Raw genomic sequence first — 15,387 nt, forward strand, 5'->3', positions numbered from 1 at the left:
GGTCAGGCCTTCCGAGTACGGGTCCGGGTGCGGGCCCACGGCGTCAGCAGCCGCTGCACGCCGACGAGCAGCGCGTCGGCGACGAGCGCGAGCAGCAGCGTGAGGACGACGCCGACGACGACCGGGGTCGGGAAGTTCCGCTGGAACCCGTCGGTGAACAGCTGGCCGAGCCCGCCGTCGCCGATGTAAGTGGCCACGGAGACGAGGGAGATGGCCATCACGGTCGCGATCCGGACCCCGGCCATGATGACGGGCAGCGCGAGCGGCAGCTCGACGGTGAGCAGCGTGCGCAGCGGCCGCGTACCCATGGCCTTGGCGGCTTCCTTCGTCTTGTGCGGTACGGAGTCGAGTCCCTCGACGGTGTTCCGCAGCAGCACGACGAGCGTGTAGACCGTCAGGCCGATGACGGTGGTGGTGCGGGTGAGCCCGGACACCGGGAGCAGCAGCACGAAGATCGCGATGGACGGGATGGTGAACAGGACGTTCGAAAGCCCGAGCAGAAACCCGCGCAGGGGACGCACCCGGTGCGCGACGACGGCGAGCGGCAACGAGATCAGCAGCCCGAACAGCACGGCGGTGAGGGCGGCTTGGAGATGCGAGACGGTGAGGGTGGCGAGATCACTCTTGTGCTCCCCGATCCAGGCCCAGTCGATGGTCATGCCGCACCCTTCGAAGCACCGGTGCCCAAATCAAGCCCCTGCGGCGGTTGAGCAGCGGGGTCCGGGGCAGAGCCCCGAGACGGCACGCTCGACAAGGCTTCAGCGTGAGCAGCTCCCGCCCGCTCATGGATGTCGTCCCGAGAAGAAACCCCGGTCACGACGCCGTCGTCGTCCACCCGCACCACAAGCCCCACCGGCGAGGCCAGAGACTCGTTCAGCGCCGACAACAGCGAATCCGAGTCCCGCAGAGCCCGCACCGGCATCTCCACGTCCCCCCGCCGCCACGCGACAGCCCGCCGCCCCGAATCCAGCACGAGCTCCCACTCGCCGCCCTCGGGAACAGCACCCCGCGGCACGTCCCCCAGCGTCGAGAGCGACAGCAGCTTGAGCCCCCGCTCGGCCCCCAGGAAGTCCGCGACGAAGTCTTCGGCGGGCCGCGCGAGCAGCTCGGCCGGCGGAGCGCACTGCACCAGGTGCCCGCCCTCGCGGAACACGGCTATTCGGTCGCCGAGGCGCACCGCCTCGTCGATGTCGTGCGTGACGAAGACGATGGTCTTGTTCAACTGGGTCTGGAGACGCAGCAGTTCGTCCTGGAGCTGGGTCCGCACGACGGGGTCGACGGCACCGAACGGCTCGTCCATGAGCAGCACCGGCGGATCCGCCGCGAGCGCCCGCGCGACACCGACGCGCTGCTGCTGCCCGCCGGAGAGCTGGTGCGGGTAGCGCTTGCCCATCTCGGCGGAGAGCCCGACCCGCTCCAGGAGGTCACCGGCCGCGGCCCGCGCCTTCTTGCGGCCCCAGCCGAGCAGCAGCGGCACGGTGGCGATGTTGTCGAGGACGGTGCGGTGCGGGAACAGGCCGGCCTGCTGGATGACGTAGCCGATGGAGCGCCGCAGCTCGGCCGCGTCCTGGTCGAGGACGTCACGCCCGCCGACCCGGATGGTGCCCGAGGTGGGCTCGACCATCCGGTTGATCATGCGGAGGCTGGTCGTCTTGCCGCAGCCGGAGGATCCGACGAAGACGGTCACACCGCCCTCCGGCATGTCGAGCGAGAGGTCGTGCACCGCTGTCGTGCCGTTCGGGAATCGTTTGTGGACCGCTTCGAACTGGATCATGGAGCGCCTCTGGAGTCCTCTTGCCCGTCCTGCATATCGTCATGCAGAGTTCTCGGTGCGTGAATAACTTGTCAATCCTCCCGCGTAAATCACCGGTAAATCCCCACCCCGGTACCGAACTCTGAGACGCGGACGCCCCCTTGGCGGCTTTTTGTCGCCTTCGCCACCTTTCGAGGAGGAACAGCGCATGGTGCCCCACCCGGTCGTCGTGCTCGACGGCCACGGCCTCCCGGCCGCCGACGTGGTCCGCCTCGCCGAAGGGACCGCCCGCCCGGTCCCCGGCACGGACGCCATGAAGCGCGTGGAGGAGTCCTGGAACGCGGCCCGCGAGATCGCCGCGTGGGGCCGCGTCTACGGCCGCTCCACCGGCGTCGGCGCCAACCGCAGCGAGGACGTCCCCACCGAGGCCGCCGCCGACCACGGCCTGCGCCTGCTGCGCAGCCACGCGGGCGCGATCGGCGCCGAACTGCCCGAGCGCGAGGTACGGGCCATGCTCGCCGTCCGCGCCAACCAGCTCCTGGCCGGCGGCGCGGGCCTGCGCCCCACCGTCGTCACCGCGCTGTGCGAGGCCCTGGAGAACGGCGCGCACCCCGCGGTCAACGAACACGGCTCGGTCGGCACCGGCGACATCGCGCCGCTGGCCCAGATGGGCCTCGCGCTCGCGGGCGAACACCCGTGGCGCGGCAAGGGCGCACCCCCCGAGGCCCAGCCGCTCGACAACAACGACGCACTGGCGCTGATCTCCTCCAACGCGCTCACCCTCGGCCAGTCCGCGCTCGCCCTGCACGAGCTGCGCACGCTCCTGTCGGCGACCCAACTCGTCGCCGCCCTCAGCCTGTTGGCGACGGACGGCTCCTACGAGGCGTACGCGCTCCCGGTGCACGAGGCCCGCCGCCACAAGGGCTCGTACGACGTCGCGGCCCGGATGCGCGAGATCCTGGGCGCCCCCGACCGGCCCACGCCGCCGCTCGGCCGGATCCAGGACCCGTACGGCTTCCGCTGCGTGCCCCAGATCCACGGCCCGGCCGCCGACGCGGCGGACGCCCTGGAGGACGTCCTCACCGTCGAGATCAACGCGGCCGCCGAGAACCCGCTCATCTCGCCCGCCGACATGGCGGCGTACCACCACGGCGGCTTCTACATGGCCCAACTCGCCCTGGCACTCGACCACTTCAGACTGTCCGTCACCCAGGTGGCCCGCCTCTCGACGTCCCGCCTGTCGACCCTCAACGAACCGGCGTACACGCGTCTGCGCCCGTTCCTCGCGGACGGCGAGCCGGCGTCGTCGGGCGTGATGATCCTCGAATACGCGGCGGGCGCCGCCCTCGGCGACCTGCGCGCCTTCTCCGCCCCCGCCTCGCTCGGCCACGCGGTCCTCTCCCGCGGCGTCGAGGAACAGGCCAGCTTCGCCTCCCTCGCGGCCCGCCAGACGCTGCGCCTGTGCACGGCGTACCGGCAGGTCGTCGGGTGTGAACTGGTCGCGGCGGTACGGGCGTTGCGCCAGCGCGACCTGCGCCCCGACCCGGACCTGCCGGTGGGCCGCGCCTTCGACCTCGCGGCCGCGGAACTCTCCCCGGACCTGGCGGACCGCCCGCTCACGGCGGATGTCGCGCGGGCGGCGTCATTGCTGGAGCGCTTGGGGGACTGAGCAACTACCCTTGTTCTCTTGGGCATTGGGGGCGCGATGGACATCGTGAAGTTGCCGGAGCAGCAGTCTCCGGCGCTGGGAGCCGAGCCGACGCGGCGCGCACTGGACGACTTCCGGTCGTCGTCGATCTGGCCCGCGGCGTTCGGCTCGGCGCTGATCCTGGTGTGCGCGGCACTCAAGTTCCTGTCCGTCCTCGACCTGTCGCCGGGCCCGTACTGCGCGGGCGCGGCCCTGATCATCCGCAGCCTGCTGACCCTGCTCACCGCCCACCGCATGCGCCGCGCCCTGGAGACGCACCCCTGGACCCGCCGCCTCGCCGAGGTGCGCGACGACCGCGTGATCCTCCTGCGCGACCCGGAGTCGGACACCGTGCTCCACCTGAAGCACCCCCGGATCAATCCCACCTGCCCGACGGAGAACGGCCCGCTGTGGTGGGCCGGCACCCCCGAACACGGCGGCGTCGTGTCCGCGCCGGGCGGCACCGCCCTCACCTGGGTCCGCCCGCTCGGCGGCCGCCGCGCCCGCTACCGCTGGGTGCTGCTGCTCGGCCTAGTCGTGGGCGGCCTCGGCATCGCGGGCTCGGAGGCGGCCGACCACGACCCCATGGTCGAACTGAAGGTCATCGACCACACGACGAAGCCGGGCCCCTGCCGCGTCGGCTTCAAGGACCCGCTGACCCACGAACACCGCACGGCCTCGTTCATCTGCGAGGGCCACCGGGACGCGCTGATACCGGACCTCGAATACGGCTGGGTCGTCTCGTACGGGCCCTGGAAGGGCGATCTGTACAACGCGGACTGGGAGGGCTCGACCGGCAACGACGTCAACGACGGCCTGATCTCCGCCGGCGTCCTCCTGGCCGCGGCCGGCGGCATCGGCGGCACCGTCTCCTACCGCGAACGCCGCCACTTCCCCGCCGCCGGGACGTCACCCGGCCCGCCCCGCACCCCCGCCGCACGGCCCGCGCCACGCTCGTCACGGTGGCCCGCGCCCGCCGCACCCTGCGCCGCAAGCCATGAGCCATAAACCGCAAGCCGCAAGCCTTAAGCCGTAAGGCAGTCGGGGCTAGAGCTTCCCGAACGTCACGGCCCGCCACGTCCACCCGGCCTTGAGCACCGCATCCCGCAGCGGTCCGGTGAGTTCGGCCGAGTCGAAGCTGAACGTCTCCTCCAGGCGGCGCCCGCCGTTCCCGTCCCGCCCGAACGTCCACTGCTTGCTGACGGTGCGCCCCTGCCCCCGCCCGTACTCGCGCGACCGGGCGAACCGGGGCGTCCCGTCGACCCAGGTGACCTCCCACTGCTCCTGGACAGCCCGCACCACGCGCTCCTCCGGGACGAGCCGCATCCGGATCCTGACGGTGCGGTCCAGGTGCCGGCTGCGACTGAGGAAGAACCCCCGCCAGGCCGGCTCCCGCATCCGCCACTCGGCGACGAACTCCGCCTTCTCACCGGGCTCCGCGCCACGCACGGCCCAGGGCACGTCACCCCCGCCCTGCGCGAGCAGCGCGTCCCGCACCTCCTGGGCGGAGCGCGGCGCGACCCCGGCGGCGGGACGCTTCGTACCGGTCAGCTTGTCCAGAAACCCCATCCCGGCAACGTAGCAATCCCACCCCTGGCGCCCCACCCTCCGCCTGAATAAACTCATGCACGAATCGGCGCCCATGAATGGACCGCCGGGACGGGGAGACCATGAGCGAGCGCGAGCACACGAACACGGCGACCGGGGGCGCGGCCGGGCAGAGCGGGCACAGCCCCGCCGGCCGCCTCCAGCACCTCTTCGAGGGGCACCGCCTCACGCCCACCCAGCGCCGGATCGCGCACTGCATGGTCCGCCGGGCGGCCGACGTGCCGTTCCTGTCCTCGGTGGAGCTGGCGGAGCTCGCCGGGGTCAGCCAGCCGTCCGTGACCCGGTTCGCGGTCGCCCTCGGCTTCGACGGCTACCCGGCCCTGCGCAAGCACCTGCGCGAGGTCACCCCGGCCGAACCGACCGCGGCCACCAAGGCCAACGAGTACCAGCAGGCCGTCGAGGCCGAGATCGCCAACCTGCGCCATCTCGCCGACCTGCTCGCCGACCCGGCACCGGTCGAGCGCGCGGGCCGGCTCCTCGCCGCGTCCCCGACCCTGCCCGTCATCGGCCTGCGCGCGGCAGCCTCGCAGGCGTACGGATTCTCGTACTTCGCGGCGAAGGTCCACCCGGACGTGCGACTGCTCGACGAGGGCGGCACGATGCTCGCCGACCGGATCGACGCGGCGGTCCGCGCCGGGGCGACGGCGCTGCTCTGCTTCGCGCTCCCCCGCCACCCGCGCGAGGTCGTCGACGCGCTCGCGTACGCCAAGTCGGCGGGCCTGACCGTGGTCACCGTCGCCGACTCGGCCTTCGCCCCGGTGGCCGGGCACTCGGACCTGCTGCTGCCCGCGGCGGTCGGCACCGGCCTCGCCTTCGACACGGCGTGCGCGCCGATGCTGCTCGGCCGGGTCCTCCTGGAAGCGATGTGCGACGAACTGCCGCAGGCCCAGGCACGCCTTGAGGAGTTCGACGTACGGGCGGCGGAGCGCGGCCTCTTCGTGGAGTGACTCCGGCACAGCGGAAGGAAGTCGCGCGGGAGAGAGAGTTGCGCGGGGACCGCCGCACCCCCTGTTACGGGGGGCGGGACGACGGCGGTCCCCGCGAGGGACGCGCACCGGGTCAGGGCCAGGTGCCACGTCCTGGGCGTCCATGGAGGTCCGGGAGCCGCTCCGGTTGTCCTTGACGCCGCTCTGTGCCGTCCGAGGCGGGGAGCCGCTCCCGCCCCTTCCGACATCCCCTAATCTGCCGGACCCGTGTTAAGCGGGTGCTGCGCGCACGTGACGCGCTCGTACCGTTTTCGCGAACCTACTTGGCGCTGCTCTTCGCCAGGAAGGCCAGCAGGTCCTGACGGCTCACCACACCGGTCGGCTTGCCCTCGACCAGCACGATCGCCGCGTCGGCCGCGCCGAGCACACTCATCAGGTCCGCCACCGGCTCACCGGAGCCGACCTGCGGCAGCGGCGCCGACATGTGCTTCTCCAACGGGTCGTGCAGGGAGGCGCGTTGGGCGAACAGGGCGTCGAGCAGCTCGCGCTCCACGACCGACCCGATGACCTCGGCGGCCATCACGTCCGGGTGTCCGGCGCCCGGCTTCACGATCGGCATCTGCGAGACGCCGTACTCGCGCAGCACGTCGATGGCCTGACCGACCGTCTCCTCGGGGTGCATGTGGACGAGTTCGGGCAGCGCGCCGCCGTCCTTGTGCTTGAGCACGTCGCCGACGCGGGCGCTCGACCCGGAGTCGTCGAGGAACCCGTAGTCGGCCATCCACTCATCGTTGAAGATCTTGCTGAGGTACCCGCGCCCGCTGTCCGGCAGCAGCACGACGACGACGTCGTCCGGGCCGAGCCGCTCGGCGACGCGCAGGGCGGCGACGACGGCCATGCCGCAGGAGCCGCCGACGAGCAGCCCCTCCTCCTTCGCGAGCCGCCGCGTCATCTGGAACGAGTCCTTGTCGGACACGGCGACGATCTCGTCGGCGACGTCACGGTCGTACGCCGTCGGCCAGAAGTCCTCGCCGACACCCTCGACGAGGTACGGGCGCCCGGAGCCGCCGGAGTAGACCGACCCCTCGGGGTCCGCGCCGATGACCTTCACCCGGCCCTCGCTCGCGTCCTTCAGGTAGCGGCCGGTGCCGGAGATGGTGCCGCCGGTGCCGACGCCCGCGACGAAGTGCGTGATCCGCCCGTCCGTCTGGTCCCACAGCTCGGGCCCGGTCGAGTGGTAGTGGGAGAGCGGGTTGTTCGGGTTGGAGTACTGGTCGGGCTTCCACGCGCCCGGCGTCTCGCGTACGAGCCGGTCGGAGACGTTGTAGTACGAGTCCGGGTGCTCGGGGTCGACGGCCGTCGGGCAGACGACGACCTCGGCGCCGTACGCGCGCAGCACGTTGATCTTGTCGGTGGAGACCTTGTCGGGGCACACGAAGATGCACTTGTACCCCTTCTGCTGCGCCACGATGGCGAGCCCGACACCGGTGTTCCCACTGGTCGGCTCGACGATCGTGCCGCCGGGCTTGAGCTCCCCGCTCTGCTCGGCCGCCTCGATCATGCGCAGCGCGATGCGGTCCTTCACGGACCCGCCGGGGTTGAAGTACTCGACCTTGGCCAGGACGGTCGCCTGGATGCCTTCGGTCACCTTGTTGAGCCTCAGCAGCGGGGTGTTGCCGACGAGACTGATCATCGAGTCGTGGATCTGCACGGTGTCTCCGGATCTCCTCCGTAGGGATGCCGCCAGAGTAAGCCGCGCACCGGCCCTTCATCTCCTGTTGCGATTGGCCGACGGTGATTACGGGGCAATGAGTTCATGAAGCCGTAAAAGAGCCGGACGTTTTGGTACGCAGAGGCAGGTGGCCGCGGAACATGTCGAGCAGGGCGAGGGTGGCACGGCGGATCGCCGCGGGGGCGGCGTACGGCGGCGGGGGGATCGGACTCATTGGCGCGGCCGCGGTCGGGGTGGTGCTGACCGAGGTGCAGATGGCGCGCCGCCAGGTGGGCAACCACGGCACCGATCCGGTGCGGGTGCCGTCGGCGGACGGCCTGTACGGCAGGGCGTACGCCGCCTCGTCCGCGGAGCCGCTGCGGTTCGCCATGCTGGGCGACTCCACGGCCGCCGGACAGGGTGTGCACCGCGCGCGGCAGACCCCGGCGGCGCTCCTCGCCTCCGGCCTGGCGGCGGTCGCCGAGCGCACCGTGGAACTGCGCAACGTCGCCCTGCCCGGCGCCATGTCCGACGACCTGGACCGCCAGGTGGCGCTGATCCTCTCCGACCCGGACTGGCGGCCCGACGTCATCGTGATCATGATCGGCGCGAACGACGTCACCCACCGCATCCCCGCCACCAAGTCCGTACGTCACCTCTCCGCGGCCGTACGGCGACTGCGCACCGCCGGCGCGGAGGTGGTCGTCGGCACCTGCCCCGACCTCGGCTCGGTGGAACCGGTGCAGCAGCCGCTGCGCTGGCTGGCCCGGCGCGCCTCGCGGCAGCTCGCGGCGGCCCAGACCATCGGCACGGTCGAGCAGGGCGGCCGCACGGTCTCGCTCGGCGATCTGCTCGGCCCGGAGTTCTCGGCGAACCCGCGCGAGCTGTTCGGCCCGGACAACTACCACCCCTCGGCCGAGGGGTACGCGACGGCGGCGATGGCCGTCCTGCCCACGCTCTGCGCGGCGCTCGGCCTGTGGCCGGAGGAGGAGCGCCCGGACGTCTCCCGCGCGGAGGGCTTCCTGCCGGTGGCCCGCGCGGCGGCGCAGGCGGCGGCGGAGGGCGGCACGGAGGTCACCGCCGCGATGCCGACCGGTCCCCGGGGCCCCTGGGCCCTCCTGAAGCGACGCCGCAGGCGCCGGGTCCCCCAGCAGGACCCCGTACCAGCTGCTTCGGCCAAATCAAGCCCCTGCGCCGATTGAGCAGCGTGCTCGGCAAATCAAGCCCCTGCGGCGATTGAGCAGCGGGGTCCGGGGCAGCGCCCCGGGCCTCAGCGCCGTTGCCGGTCACGCTTTCGTCGGCGAGTACCGCGCCGTCGTGGCTGCTCGCGCAGTTCCCCGCGCCCCTGACGGGGCTGAGCCAATCAAGCCCCTGCGGCGATTGAGCAGCGGGGTCCGGGGCAGCGCCCCGGGCCTCGGCGCCGTTGCCGGTCGCGCTTTCGTCGGCGAGTACCGCGCCGCCGTGGCTGCTCGCGCAGTTCCCCGCGCCCCTGACGGGGCTGAGCCCGGCTGGTCGCGTCCCGCGGCGGAGCCGCATATCGACACAGCCCCGCGCCCCGGGGCGGCGAAGACTCCCCGCACGATGATCCGCCGAACCCGCGGAGCGCTGAGCAAGCGCTTAGAAAAATGCGGCGGGGGTCACACGCCCATGCCGGTGACCTGAGCAGTACGTACGGGTAACTTCCCAGACGGTCCCGCCTGAAAAGCGCTACGAACCTCTGGAGCCGTGATGCCCGAAGCAGTGATCGTCTCAGCCGCCCGTTCCCCCATCGGCCGCGCCTTCAAGGGCTCCCTGAAAGACCTCCGTGCGGACGACCTGACCGCCACGATCATCCAGGCCGCCCTCGCCAAGGTCCCCGAGCTGGACCCGCGCGACATCGACGACCTGATGCTCGGCTGCGGCCTGCCCGGCGGCGAGCAGGGCAACAACCTCGGCCGCATCGTGGCCGTCCAGATGGGCATGGACCACCTGCCGGGCTGCACCATCACCCGCTACTGCTCCAGCTCGCTCCAGACGACCCGCATGGCGCTGCACGCCATCAAGGCGGGCGAGGGCGACGTCTTCATCTCGGCCGGCGTCGAGATGGTGTCGCGCTTCGCGAAGGGCAACTCCGACTCGCTGCCCGACACCCGCAACCCGTTCTTCGCCGAGGCCGAGGCCCGCACCGCGGCGGTCGCGCAGCAGGAGGGCACGACCTGGCACGACCCGCGCGAGGACGGCCTCGTCCCGGACGCGTACATCGCGATGGGCCAGACCGCCGAGAACCTGGCGCGCCTGAAGGGCATCACCCGAGAGGACATGGACGCCTTCGGCGTGCGCTCGCAGAACCGTGCCGAGGAAGCCATCAAGAACGGCTTCTGGGAGCGCGAGATCACCCCCGTCACGACCCCCGACGGCACCGTCGTGTCGAAGGACGACGGCCCGCGCGCCGGCGTCACCCTGGAGGGCGTCTCCGGCCTCAAGCCGGTCTTCCGCCCCGACGGTCTGGTCACGGCCGGAAACTGCTGCCCGCTGAACGACGGCGCCGCCGCCCTCGTGATCATGTCGGACACGAAGGCCCGCGAGCTCGGCCTGACCCCGCTCGCCCGCGTCGTCTCGACCGGCGTCTCCGGCCTCTCGCCCGAGATCATGGGCCTCGGCCCGGTGGAGGCGTCCAAGCGCGCCCTGAAGCTGGCCGGCCTGTCCGTCTCGGACATCGACCTGTTCGAGATCAACGAGGCGTTCGCGGCGCAGGTCATCCCGTCCGCCCGCGACCTCGGCATCGACGAGGACAAGCTGAACGTGAACGGTGGCGCCATCGCCGTCGGCCACCCCTTCGGCATGACCGGCGCCCGGATCACCGGCACCCTGATCAACTCGCTCCAGTTCCACGACAAGCAGTTCGGCCTGGAGACGATGTGCGTCGGCGGCGGCCAGGGCATGGCGATGGTCATCGAGCGCCTGAGCTGACGACTGCTGACCTGAATCCGGCTACGCAATCGTGATCCAATCTCCCCCAGGATGTGACGTGCGTCTCGGGGGAGATTGATTTTTGCAGGTCAGGGCCGTACCCAGGCCATAACGGGCCTAAACGCCCGGCCAAAAGACCTGTCCAATTCGTGACGTAATGCACTGACAGCCGGTTCGTCCAGGCTTCAAGCTGATGTAGGAAGTCGGGGGTCGACTTGAAACCGGGAGTACGTCAGTGAGCGCCATGCCCGTCGCAATGAGTGTCCTGCTGCTCGCCACGGCCGCTGCCACGGCCGTCGGCGCCGCCACCCTGCACAACGTCAGGGGCCTGCGTCGCCAGGTCTCGGACCTGCGCGAGGAACTGGCCCGCGGCCGTGCCGCGCACGCCAAGGGCGGTGTCCCCGCGGCACGCAGCACCCCCGACACCGACGCCATACGGTCCGCCGTGGCCGACGCCCTCGCCGAGGAGCGGGAGCGCGAGCTGGCGGAGGCGCGGGCGTTCTGGGCGGCGCAGGAGGCGCGGGACACGTCCGACCTGCCGCCGTTCCTGACCGGTGGCGGTGCGCTCGGCGCGGGCAGCTCCCTGGACGAGGTCCTGGGCGGCGAGTTCTTCCTGCCCCGCCAGGCCGACTTCGCGGGCCTCGAGCCGATGGTCGAGCCCGTCGTCGAGCCGGCCCTTGAGCCCGAGGACGAGTTCGCGGGCGACTCCCCCGAACTGGCCGCGGCCCGTCGCCGCCACCCCTCGCACCCGGACTTCGTCCCCGTCCAGTCGCCGGTCATCAGCGACCACGAGCGCACGGTGGCGTGTCTGGAGGAGCTGGCGCAGGCGCGCACGGCCCTGTCGGACGTCCGCCCCGGCCCGCTCGGCACGCTCGACGTCTACGTCTTCGCCGACGGCACGACGCTGTGCATGACCCCGGGCCACCGCGAGACGGCCGAGCAGCTCGCCGCCGCACTGCGCGAGGGCCGCAGCCCGTTCCTTCTCGGCGGTTCCGGCGTCTCCGGCGCGTATGCCCTCACGTTCGAGTGCGGCGCGGAGAACGTGTACATCCTCGCCGACCGCGTCATAGCGTCGGCCTGAATCCGTGGCTGCGCCCCGCCAGGGGCGCGGGGAACCGCGCGAGCAGCCACGACGTGGCTGAACGCGCGACAGACCCTCGACCGGCAACGGCGCACGGACAAGGGACCGGGGCCCGAAGCGACCCGGATCTAAACCCCGGCCCGCTTCATCGCCGACTCGACCATCTCGACGGCCCGCGCCACATCCCCGGGCTCGCGCAGCGCCACCGACAGATCCCGCCCCGCGACCGTGATCTGGTCGGCCGCGGCGAACATCCCCGCATCCGGCATCTCCCGGACCGGCCCCGCCGGATCCTCCAACCGCTGGGCCCACGACGAGAGTTCCCTGGCCAGCGCCAGCGCCTCCGCGGCAGCGCCCCGCTGGAGTCTGCTCTGCGGCGCGGCCCGGAGTCGATCGGCGAACTGATCCACTGCCGCTGTCAAAGGCGTCGTATCAAGCACGCGGGTGACTGTAGCTGTTTACAAGCCTTCGACGCTCAGGCACGGTGGCGTGAAGACCCGGCCACATCGAAGCGTTCCGGAGGCGCCGATGTCCCAAGTCTTCTCCGAGGAGACCCACCGCAATCTGCTGGCCCGCATCCCCCACTGCACCGGTCGTGAAGTCTCCGACTGGTTGCGCACCGTCGAAGACGGACCTTGTTTCCTTCGCTTCGAAGAGAAGGTCAGCTGGCTGCGCGGGGAGCACAACCTCGCGTACGGCCACGCCAAGGCGATCGTCCACGAGTACGACCTGCGGCGCGCGGCGCGCCGTTTCGGCTAGCCCCCACTCCCCCACGACCACACAGGCAAAAGGGCCCGCGCACCCCGAAGGGTGCGCGGGCCCGAGACTGCTACCGGGTGACCGGCTAGTCGTTCACGCAGGTGTTACCGAACGCCGGGTTGAGCAGACCGATCAGGTTGAGCGAGTTGCCACAGGCGTTGATCGGAACGTCGACCGGGATCTGCACGACATTCCCGGACAGCACTCCGGGGCTGTGCGCGGCGACCGCCGACGCACTGGCTCCGTCGGGCCCGTCCGAGGCCGAAGCCATTGCCGCGGAACCCATGACGGACACGCCGGCCAGCGCCGTGGCGGCCGCGAAGGTACGAAGACGCATCGATTCTCCCTGGTAGATGAGGGAACATGACCGTTCCATCAGACCGGTACGCACACCTGGCTCTGGTTGATTCCGCTGACTGCGGGCGTGTCCTGCCCGGATCAGCGCTGCCGGTGGGGCACGGGCTCGACGCGAACCCATCCGCGCGCAGGACGAGTGGCCTGGGGCGGCCCGGGGACTTCTTTCCCGCGCGCCCGCCACAGGCTGACCACAGCCTCGTAGATCGGGGTGTCCGATCCGCCGTCCGGCCTGCTCCTCGGGTCGTTTCCCCGCACTTCCCCGGTCACCCCTTCTGCATCAGCCGCGCGACACGGGGGCCGAGCCAGCGCTTCAGTGACCGCAGCGACTGCGCCCGGTCCACGGCCCGGTCGACCCGGTAGTAGAGCTGCGGCGGGACGTAGGGAAGCAGCGGCGAGTGACGCTGCCCCAGCAGCGCGAACATCTCGTGCGGCTCCAAGTGGATGTAGCGCGTCAGGTTCTCGTACCAGTTCGCGCTGTGCCGCGCCGCGCTCTGGAGGGGAAGCAACTCGCGCCTGCGGACCTGCTCGTAGCGCTCGAGCGCGGACGGCAGCGGCGCGGAACTCTGAAGGGCCTGGGCGAGCGCCATGGCGTCCTGCATCGCCAATGTGGTGCCGGCGCCGATCGAGTAGTGCGTGGTGTGCGCCGCGTCGCCGAGCAGCACCATGTTGCCGCGGGACCAGACGCGGTTGGTCACTGTGCGAAACCGCTGCCAGGACGAGAGCGCTCCGCCGTCCGTGCGGTCGATGAGCGGGTGTCCTTGCAGCGGTGCCGCGAGAAGACCTTCCAGCAGTTCCAGGGCGTCGGCCCGCTCGGCGGTCTCGAGGCCGAGCCCCTGCCAAGTGCGGGGTGAGCACTCGACGATGCAGGTGCTGTGTGTGCCGTCGAATCCGTACGCGTAGCACCAGAGCCAGCCGTGTTCGGTCTCCACGAAGGCGAACGTGAAAGAGCGGAACACCTTGGTCGTCCCGAGCCAGATGAACCGGTTGTGCCCGAGCGTGACCTGGGTCCCGAAGTGCTCCGGGTAGTGGTCGCGCAGCACGCTCCGGGAGCCGTCCCCCGCCACGATCAAGTCGCCCTCCAAAGAGGGGTCTCCAGGAGTGAGCGGCCGGCCGAACTGCACGTCGACGCCGAGCGAGGTCGCCCGGTCGGCCAGGATCTCGAGCAGCCGGTGGCGGCCGACGGCGTAGCCCTGGTCGCCGTCGTGACGCGTGATCCGGTCGCGGATGTGCGCCACGCCCCCACTCCACCGCACCGATTCCTTCTCGATCGCACGCGCGGACACGTCGTCGTGGGACATGAGGGTGTGCAGCATGTCGGGCCAGTAGGTGACGCCCCACCCGTAGGTCGCTCCGGCGGCGTTCTTCTCGTAAACGCTGATCTCCCGGCTGCGGTCCCCCAGCTTGAGGAGGATGGCCAGATACAGCGATGCCGGGCCGCCGCCGGCGCAGACCACCTTCATGTGTGCTCTCCCTGGCCGCAAGGCGACGGCGCTCTCCGAGGCGGGACCGGGCACGCGCGGCACGATACGCGCGGGCCCGGAAAGTACCGGTTGGCACTACTGAGAGAACGACGTAATGCCCCACCGGTTCTCGATCGATTTTTGGCCATATGCGCAGAACACCCCGTTCGGTCCTCTCCGCCTGCACCCGAGTCCGGACCGGACGAGTCTTGGGTGCATCCCACTCGGCGACGCATGTGACGGAAAGGCACGGTCAGGGATGCTGCTCACCCGACACCTGGTTCTGCTGGGCGCGGCGGTCCTCGCTTGGCCCGTGACCTCCGCCGCGGCGGACGGCCGGGACCAGCCCGCACTGCTGACCGTGCAGGAATGCCGGGCGCGCGGCGGCGCTCCCGCGTTCCGGGTCTACGGAGGCGGCGACGCCTACCGGTGCGTCAGCACGGCGGAGGGCGCGGGCCCCGGCACCCAGGGGACGGACCCGGGCTTCGCCTTCGTCCTGCGCCCCGCCTTCGATCTGGACTACCTGGCGCCCGCGGAGTGCCAGGCGGGAGGCGGGGTCATGCGGTGGGACAGCGGGGCCGAGGCAGGGGGTGGCACACAGGTGTGCGAAGGAGGGGTCTACGACGGGAAGATCGTGGCCTCCGTATTCGAGCAGACGGACTGAACCGCGACGCCTCCGGATCGAGGTTGCTCCACCCATTACGGCGATATTCCTGGTCTTTTCATGATGCATCTCTGCATAAGCCGTGACTGCCGATGGGGCGTGCCGTTGAAGAGGCGACGGCTGCGACCCCGCGGCCGCACCTGCAAGTAAAAGGAGAACGTGATGTCTCGCATCGCGAAGGCAGCTGCTGTCGCTTTCGGCACGGGTGCTGTGGTGCTCAGCGGCGCCGGTCTGGCCATGGCCGACGCAGGCGCTCAGGGCGAAGCCACCAACTCGCCGGGCGTGCTGTCGGGCAACCTGATCCAGGCCCCCATTCACGTCCCGGTCAACGCCTGCGGCAACACCGTGGACGTCATCGGCCTGCTCAACCCGGCCTTCGGTAACACCTGCGTGAACAGCGACGACAGCGACGCCGGCTACGGCGGCTGACTC

Annotated in this window: 16 protein-coding genes; 9 read left to right on the plus strand and 7 right to left on the minus strand. The window is 71.2% G+C overall.

What is annotated here, in order from left to right; genetic code table 11:
• Positions 1-2: 2 nt before the first annotated feature.
• Together AB0L37_RS22285 and AB0L37_RS22290 are read right to left on the minus strand one after the other, a co-directional pair.
• Positions 3-659: an ABC transporter permease gene (locus tag AB0L37_RS22285; RefSeq protein WP_365508023.1), complete on the minus strand. Its 657-nt coding sequence runs from the start codon at positions 657-659 to the stop codon at positions 3-5.
• Positions 656-1,774 carry an ABC transporter ATP-binding protein gene (locus AB0L37_RS22290; RefSeq protein ID WP_365508025.1) on the minus strand — a complete coding sequence of 373 codons (1,119 nt, stop codon included), beginning with the start codon at positions 1,772-1,774 and terminating at the stop codon, positions 656-658. The genes AB0L37_RS22285 and AB0L37_RS22290 overlap by 4 nt, the downstream gene beginning before the upstream one ends.
• 187 nt (positions 1,775-1,961) lie before the next feature.
• Between AB0L37_RS22290 and AB0L37_RS22295 the strand changes: the two genes are divergently transcribed.
• Together AB0L37_RS22295 and AB0L37_RS22300 are read left to right on the plus strand one after the other, a co-directional pair.
• The gene (locus tag AB0L37_RS22295) at positions 1,962-3,422 is read left to right on the plus strand and encodes an aromatic amino acid ammonia-lyase (protein ID WP_365508027.1); all 1,461 of its coding nucleotides are present in this window, start codon (positions 1,962-1,964) and stop codon (positions 3,420-3,422) included.
• An 18-nt stretch (positions 3,423-3,440) separates the two neighbouring features.
• Positions 3,441-4,448, plus strand: coding sequence for a hypothetical protein (locus AB0L37_RS22300; RefSeq protein ID WP_365508029.1), 1,008 nt, complete (start codon positions 3,441-3,443; stop codon positions 4,446-4,448).
• Positions 4,449-4,487: 39 nt separating this feature from the next.
• Here AB0L37_RS22300 and AB0L37_RS22305 read toward each other — a convergent pair whose 3' ends face one another.
• Positions 4,488-5,009, minus strand: a complete 522-nt coding sequence (locus AB0L37_RS22305) for a hypothetical protein (RefSeq protein ID WP_365508032.1) — start codon at positions 5,007-5,009, stop codon at positions 4,488-4,490.
• 101 nt (positions 5,010-5,110) lie between these two features.
• Between AB0L37_RS22305 and AB0L37_RS22310 the strand changes: the two genes are divergently transcribed.
• Complete coding sequence (locus AB0L37_RS22310; RefSeq protein WP_365508035.1) at positions 5,111-5,995, plus strand: MurR/RpiR family transcriptional regulator; 885 nt, start codon at positions 5,111-5,113, stop codon at positions 5,993-5,995.
• Between the two features lie 298 nt (positions 5,996-6,293).
• Here AB0L37_RS22310 and AB0L37_RS22315 read toward each other — a convergent pair whose 3' ends face one another.
• A complete protein-coding gene (locus AB0L37_RS22315) occupies positions 6,294-7,685 on the minus strand; it encodes a cystathionine beta-synthase (protein ID WP_365508038.1) in 1,392 nt (463 codons plus the stop codon).
• A 161-nt stretch (positions 7,686-7,846) separates the two neighbouring features.
• Here AB0L37_RS22315 and AB0L37_RS22320 point away from each other — a divergent pair, with 161 nt between their 5' ends.
• From AB0L37_RS22320 to AB0L37_RS22330, 3 genes are all read left to right on the plus strand, one after another.
• Positions 7,847-8,887 (plus strand): SGNH/GDSL hydrolase family protein, encoded by a 1,041-nt coding sequence (locus AB0L37_RS22320; protein ID WP_365508041.1) that lies wholly within the window; start codon positions 7,847-7,849, stop codon positions 8,885-8,887.
• A 526-nt stretch (positions 8,888-9,413) separates the two neighbouring features.
• Positions 9,414-10,634 carry an acetyl-CoA C-acetyltransferase gene (locus AB0L37_RS22325; RefSeq protein ID WP_365508044.1) on the plus strand — a complete coding sequence of 407 codons (1,221 nt, stop codon included), beginning with the start codon at positions 9,414-9,416 and terminating at the stop codon, positions 10,632-10,634.
• 244 nt (positions 10,635-10,878) lie between these two features.
• Positions 10,879-11,715, plus strand: a complete 837-nt coding sequence (locus tag AB0L37_RS22330; RefSeq protein ID WP_365508046.1) for a hypothetical protein — start codon at positions 10,879-10,881, stop codon at positions 11,713-11,715.
• Positions 11,716-11,843: 128 nt separating this feature from the next.
• Here AB0L37_RS22330 and AB0L37_RS22335 read toward each other — a convergent pair whose 3' ends face one another.
• Positions 11,844-12,155, minus strand: coding sequence for a hypothetical protein (locus tag AB0L37_RS22335; RefSeq protein ID WP_365508049.1), 312 nt, complete (start codon positions 12,153-12,155; stop codon positions 11,844-11,846).
• An 88-nt stretch (positions 12,156-12,243) separates the two neighbouring features.
• On the opposite strand from AB0L37_RS22335, the gene AB0L37_RS22340 reads away from it, so the two are divergent.
• Positions 12,244-12,474, plus strand: coding sequence for a DUF4287 domain-containing protein (locus tag AB0L37_RS22340; protein ID WP_365508052.1), 231 nt, complete (start codon positions 12,244-12,246; stop codon positions 12,472-12,474).
• 85 nt (positions 12,475-12,559) lie between these two features.
• Here the strand turns inward: AB0L37_RS22340 and AB0L37_RS22345 are convergent, their stop codons facing one another.
• Both AB0L37_RS22345 and AB0L37_RS22350 read right to left on the minus strand, forming a co-directional pair.
• Positions 12,560-12,811, minus strand: a complete 252-nt coding sequence (locus AB0L37_RS22345) for a chaplin (protein WP_365508055.1) — start codon at positions 12,809-12,811, stop codon at positions 12,560-12,562.
• A 283-nt stretch (positions 12,812-13,094) separates the two neighbouring features.
• Positions 13,095-14,291 carry an FAD-dependent monooxygenase gene (locus tag AB0L37_RS22350; RefSeq protein WP_365508058.1) on the minus strand — a complete coding sequence of 399 codons (1,197 nt, stop codon included), beginning with the start codon at positions 14,289-14,291 and terminating at the stop codon, positions 13,095-13,097.
• Between the two features lie 259 nt (positions 14,292-14,550).
• Between AB0L37_RS22350 and AB0L37_RS22355 the strand changes: the two genes are divergently transcribed.
• Positions 14,551-14,955 carry a hypothetical protein gene (locus AB0L37_RS22355; RefSeq protein ID WP_365508061.1) on the plus strand — a complete coding sequence of 135 codons (405 nt, stop codon included), beginning with the start codon at positions 14,551-14,553 and terminating at the stop codon, positions 14,953-14,955.
• Between the two features lie 162 nt (positions 14,956-15,117).
• The gene (locus AB0L37_RS22360) at positions 15,118-15,384 is read left to right on the plus strand and encodes a chaplin (RefSeq protein ID WP_365508064.1); all 267 of its coding nucleotides are present in this window, start codon (positions 15,118-15,120) and stop codon (positions 15,382-15,384) included.
• Positions 15,385-15,387 lie beyond the last annotated feature (3 nt).

Source organism: Streptomyces sp. NPDC052225, assembly GCF_040679615.1.
Classification (GTDB): Bacteria; Actinomycetota; Actinomycetes; order Streptomycetales; family Streptomycetaceae; genus Streptomyces.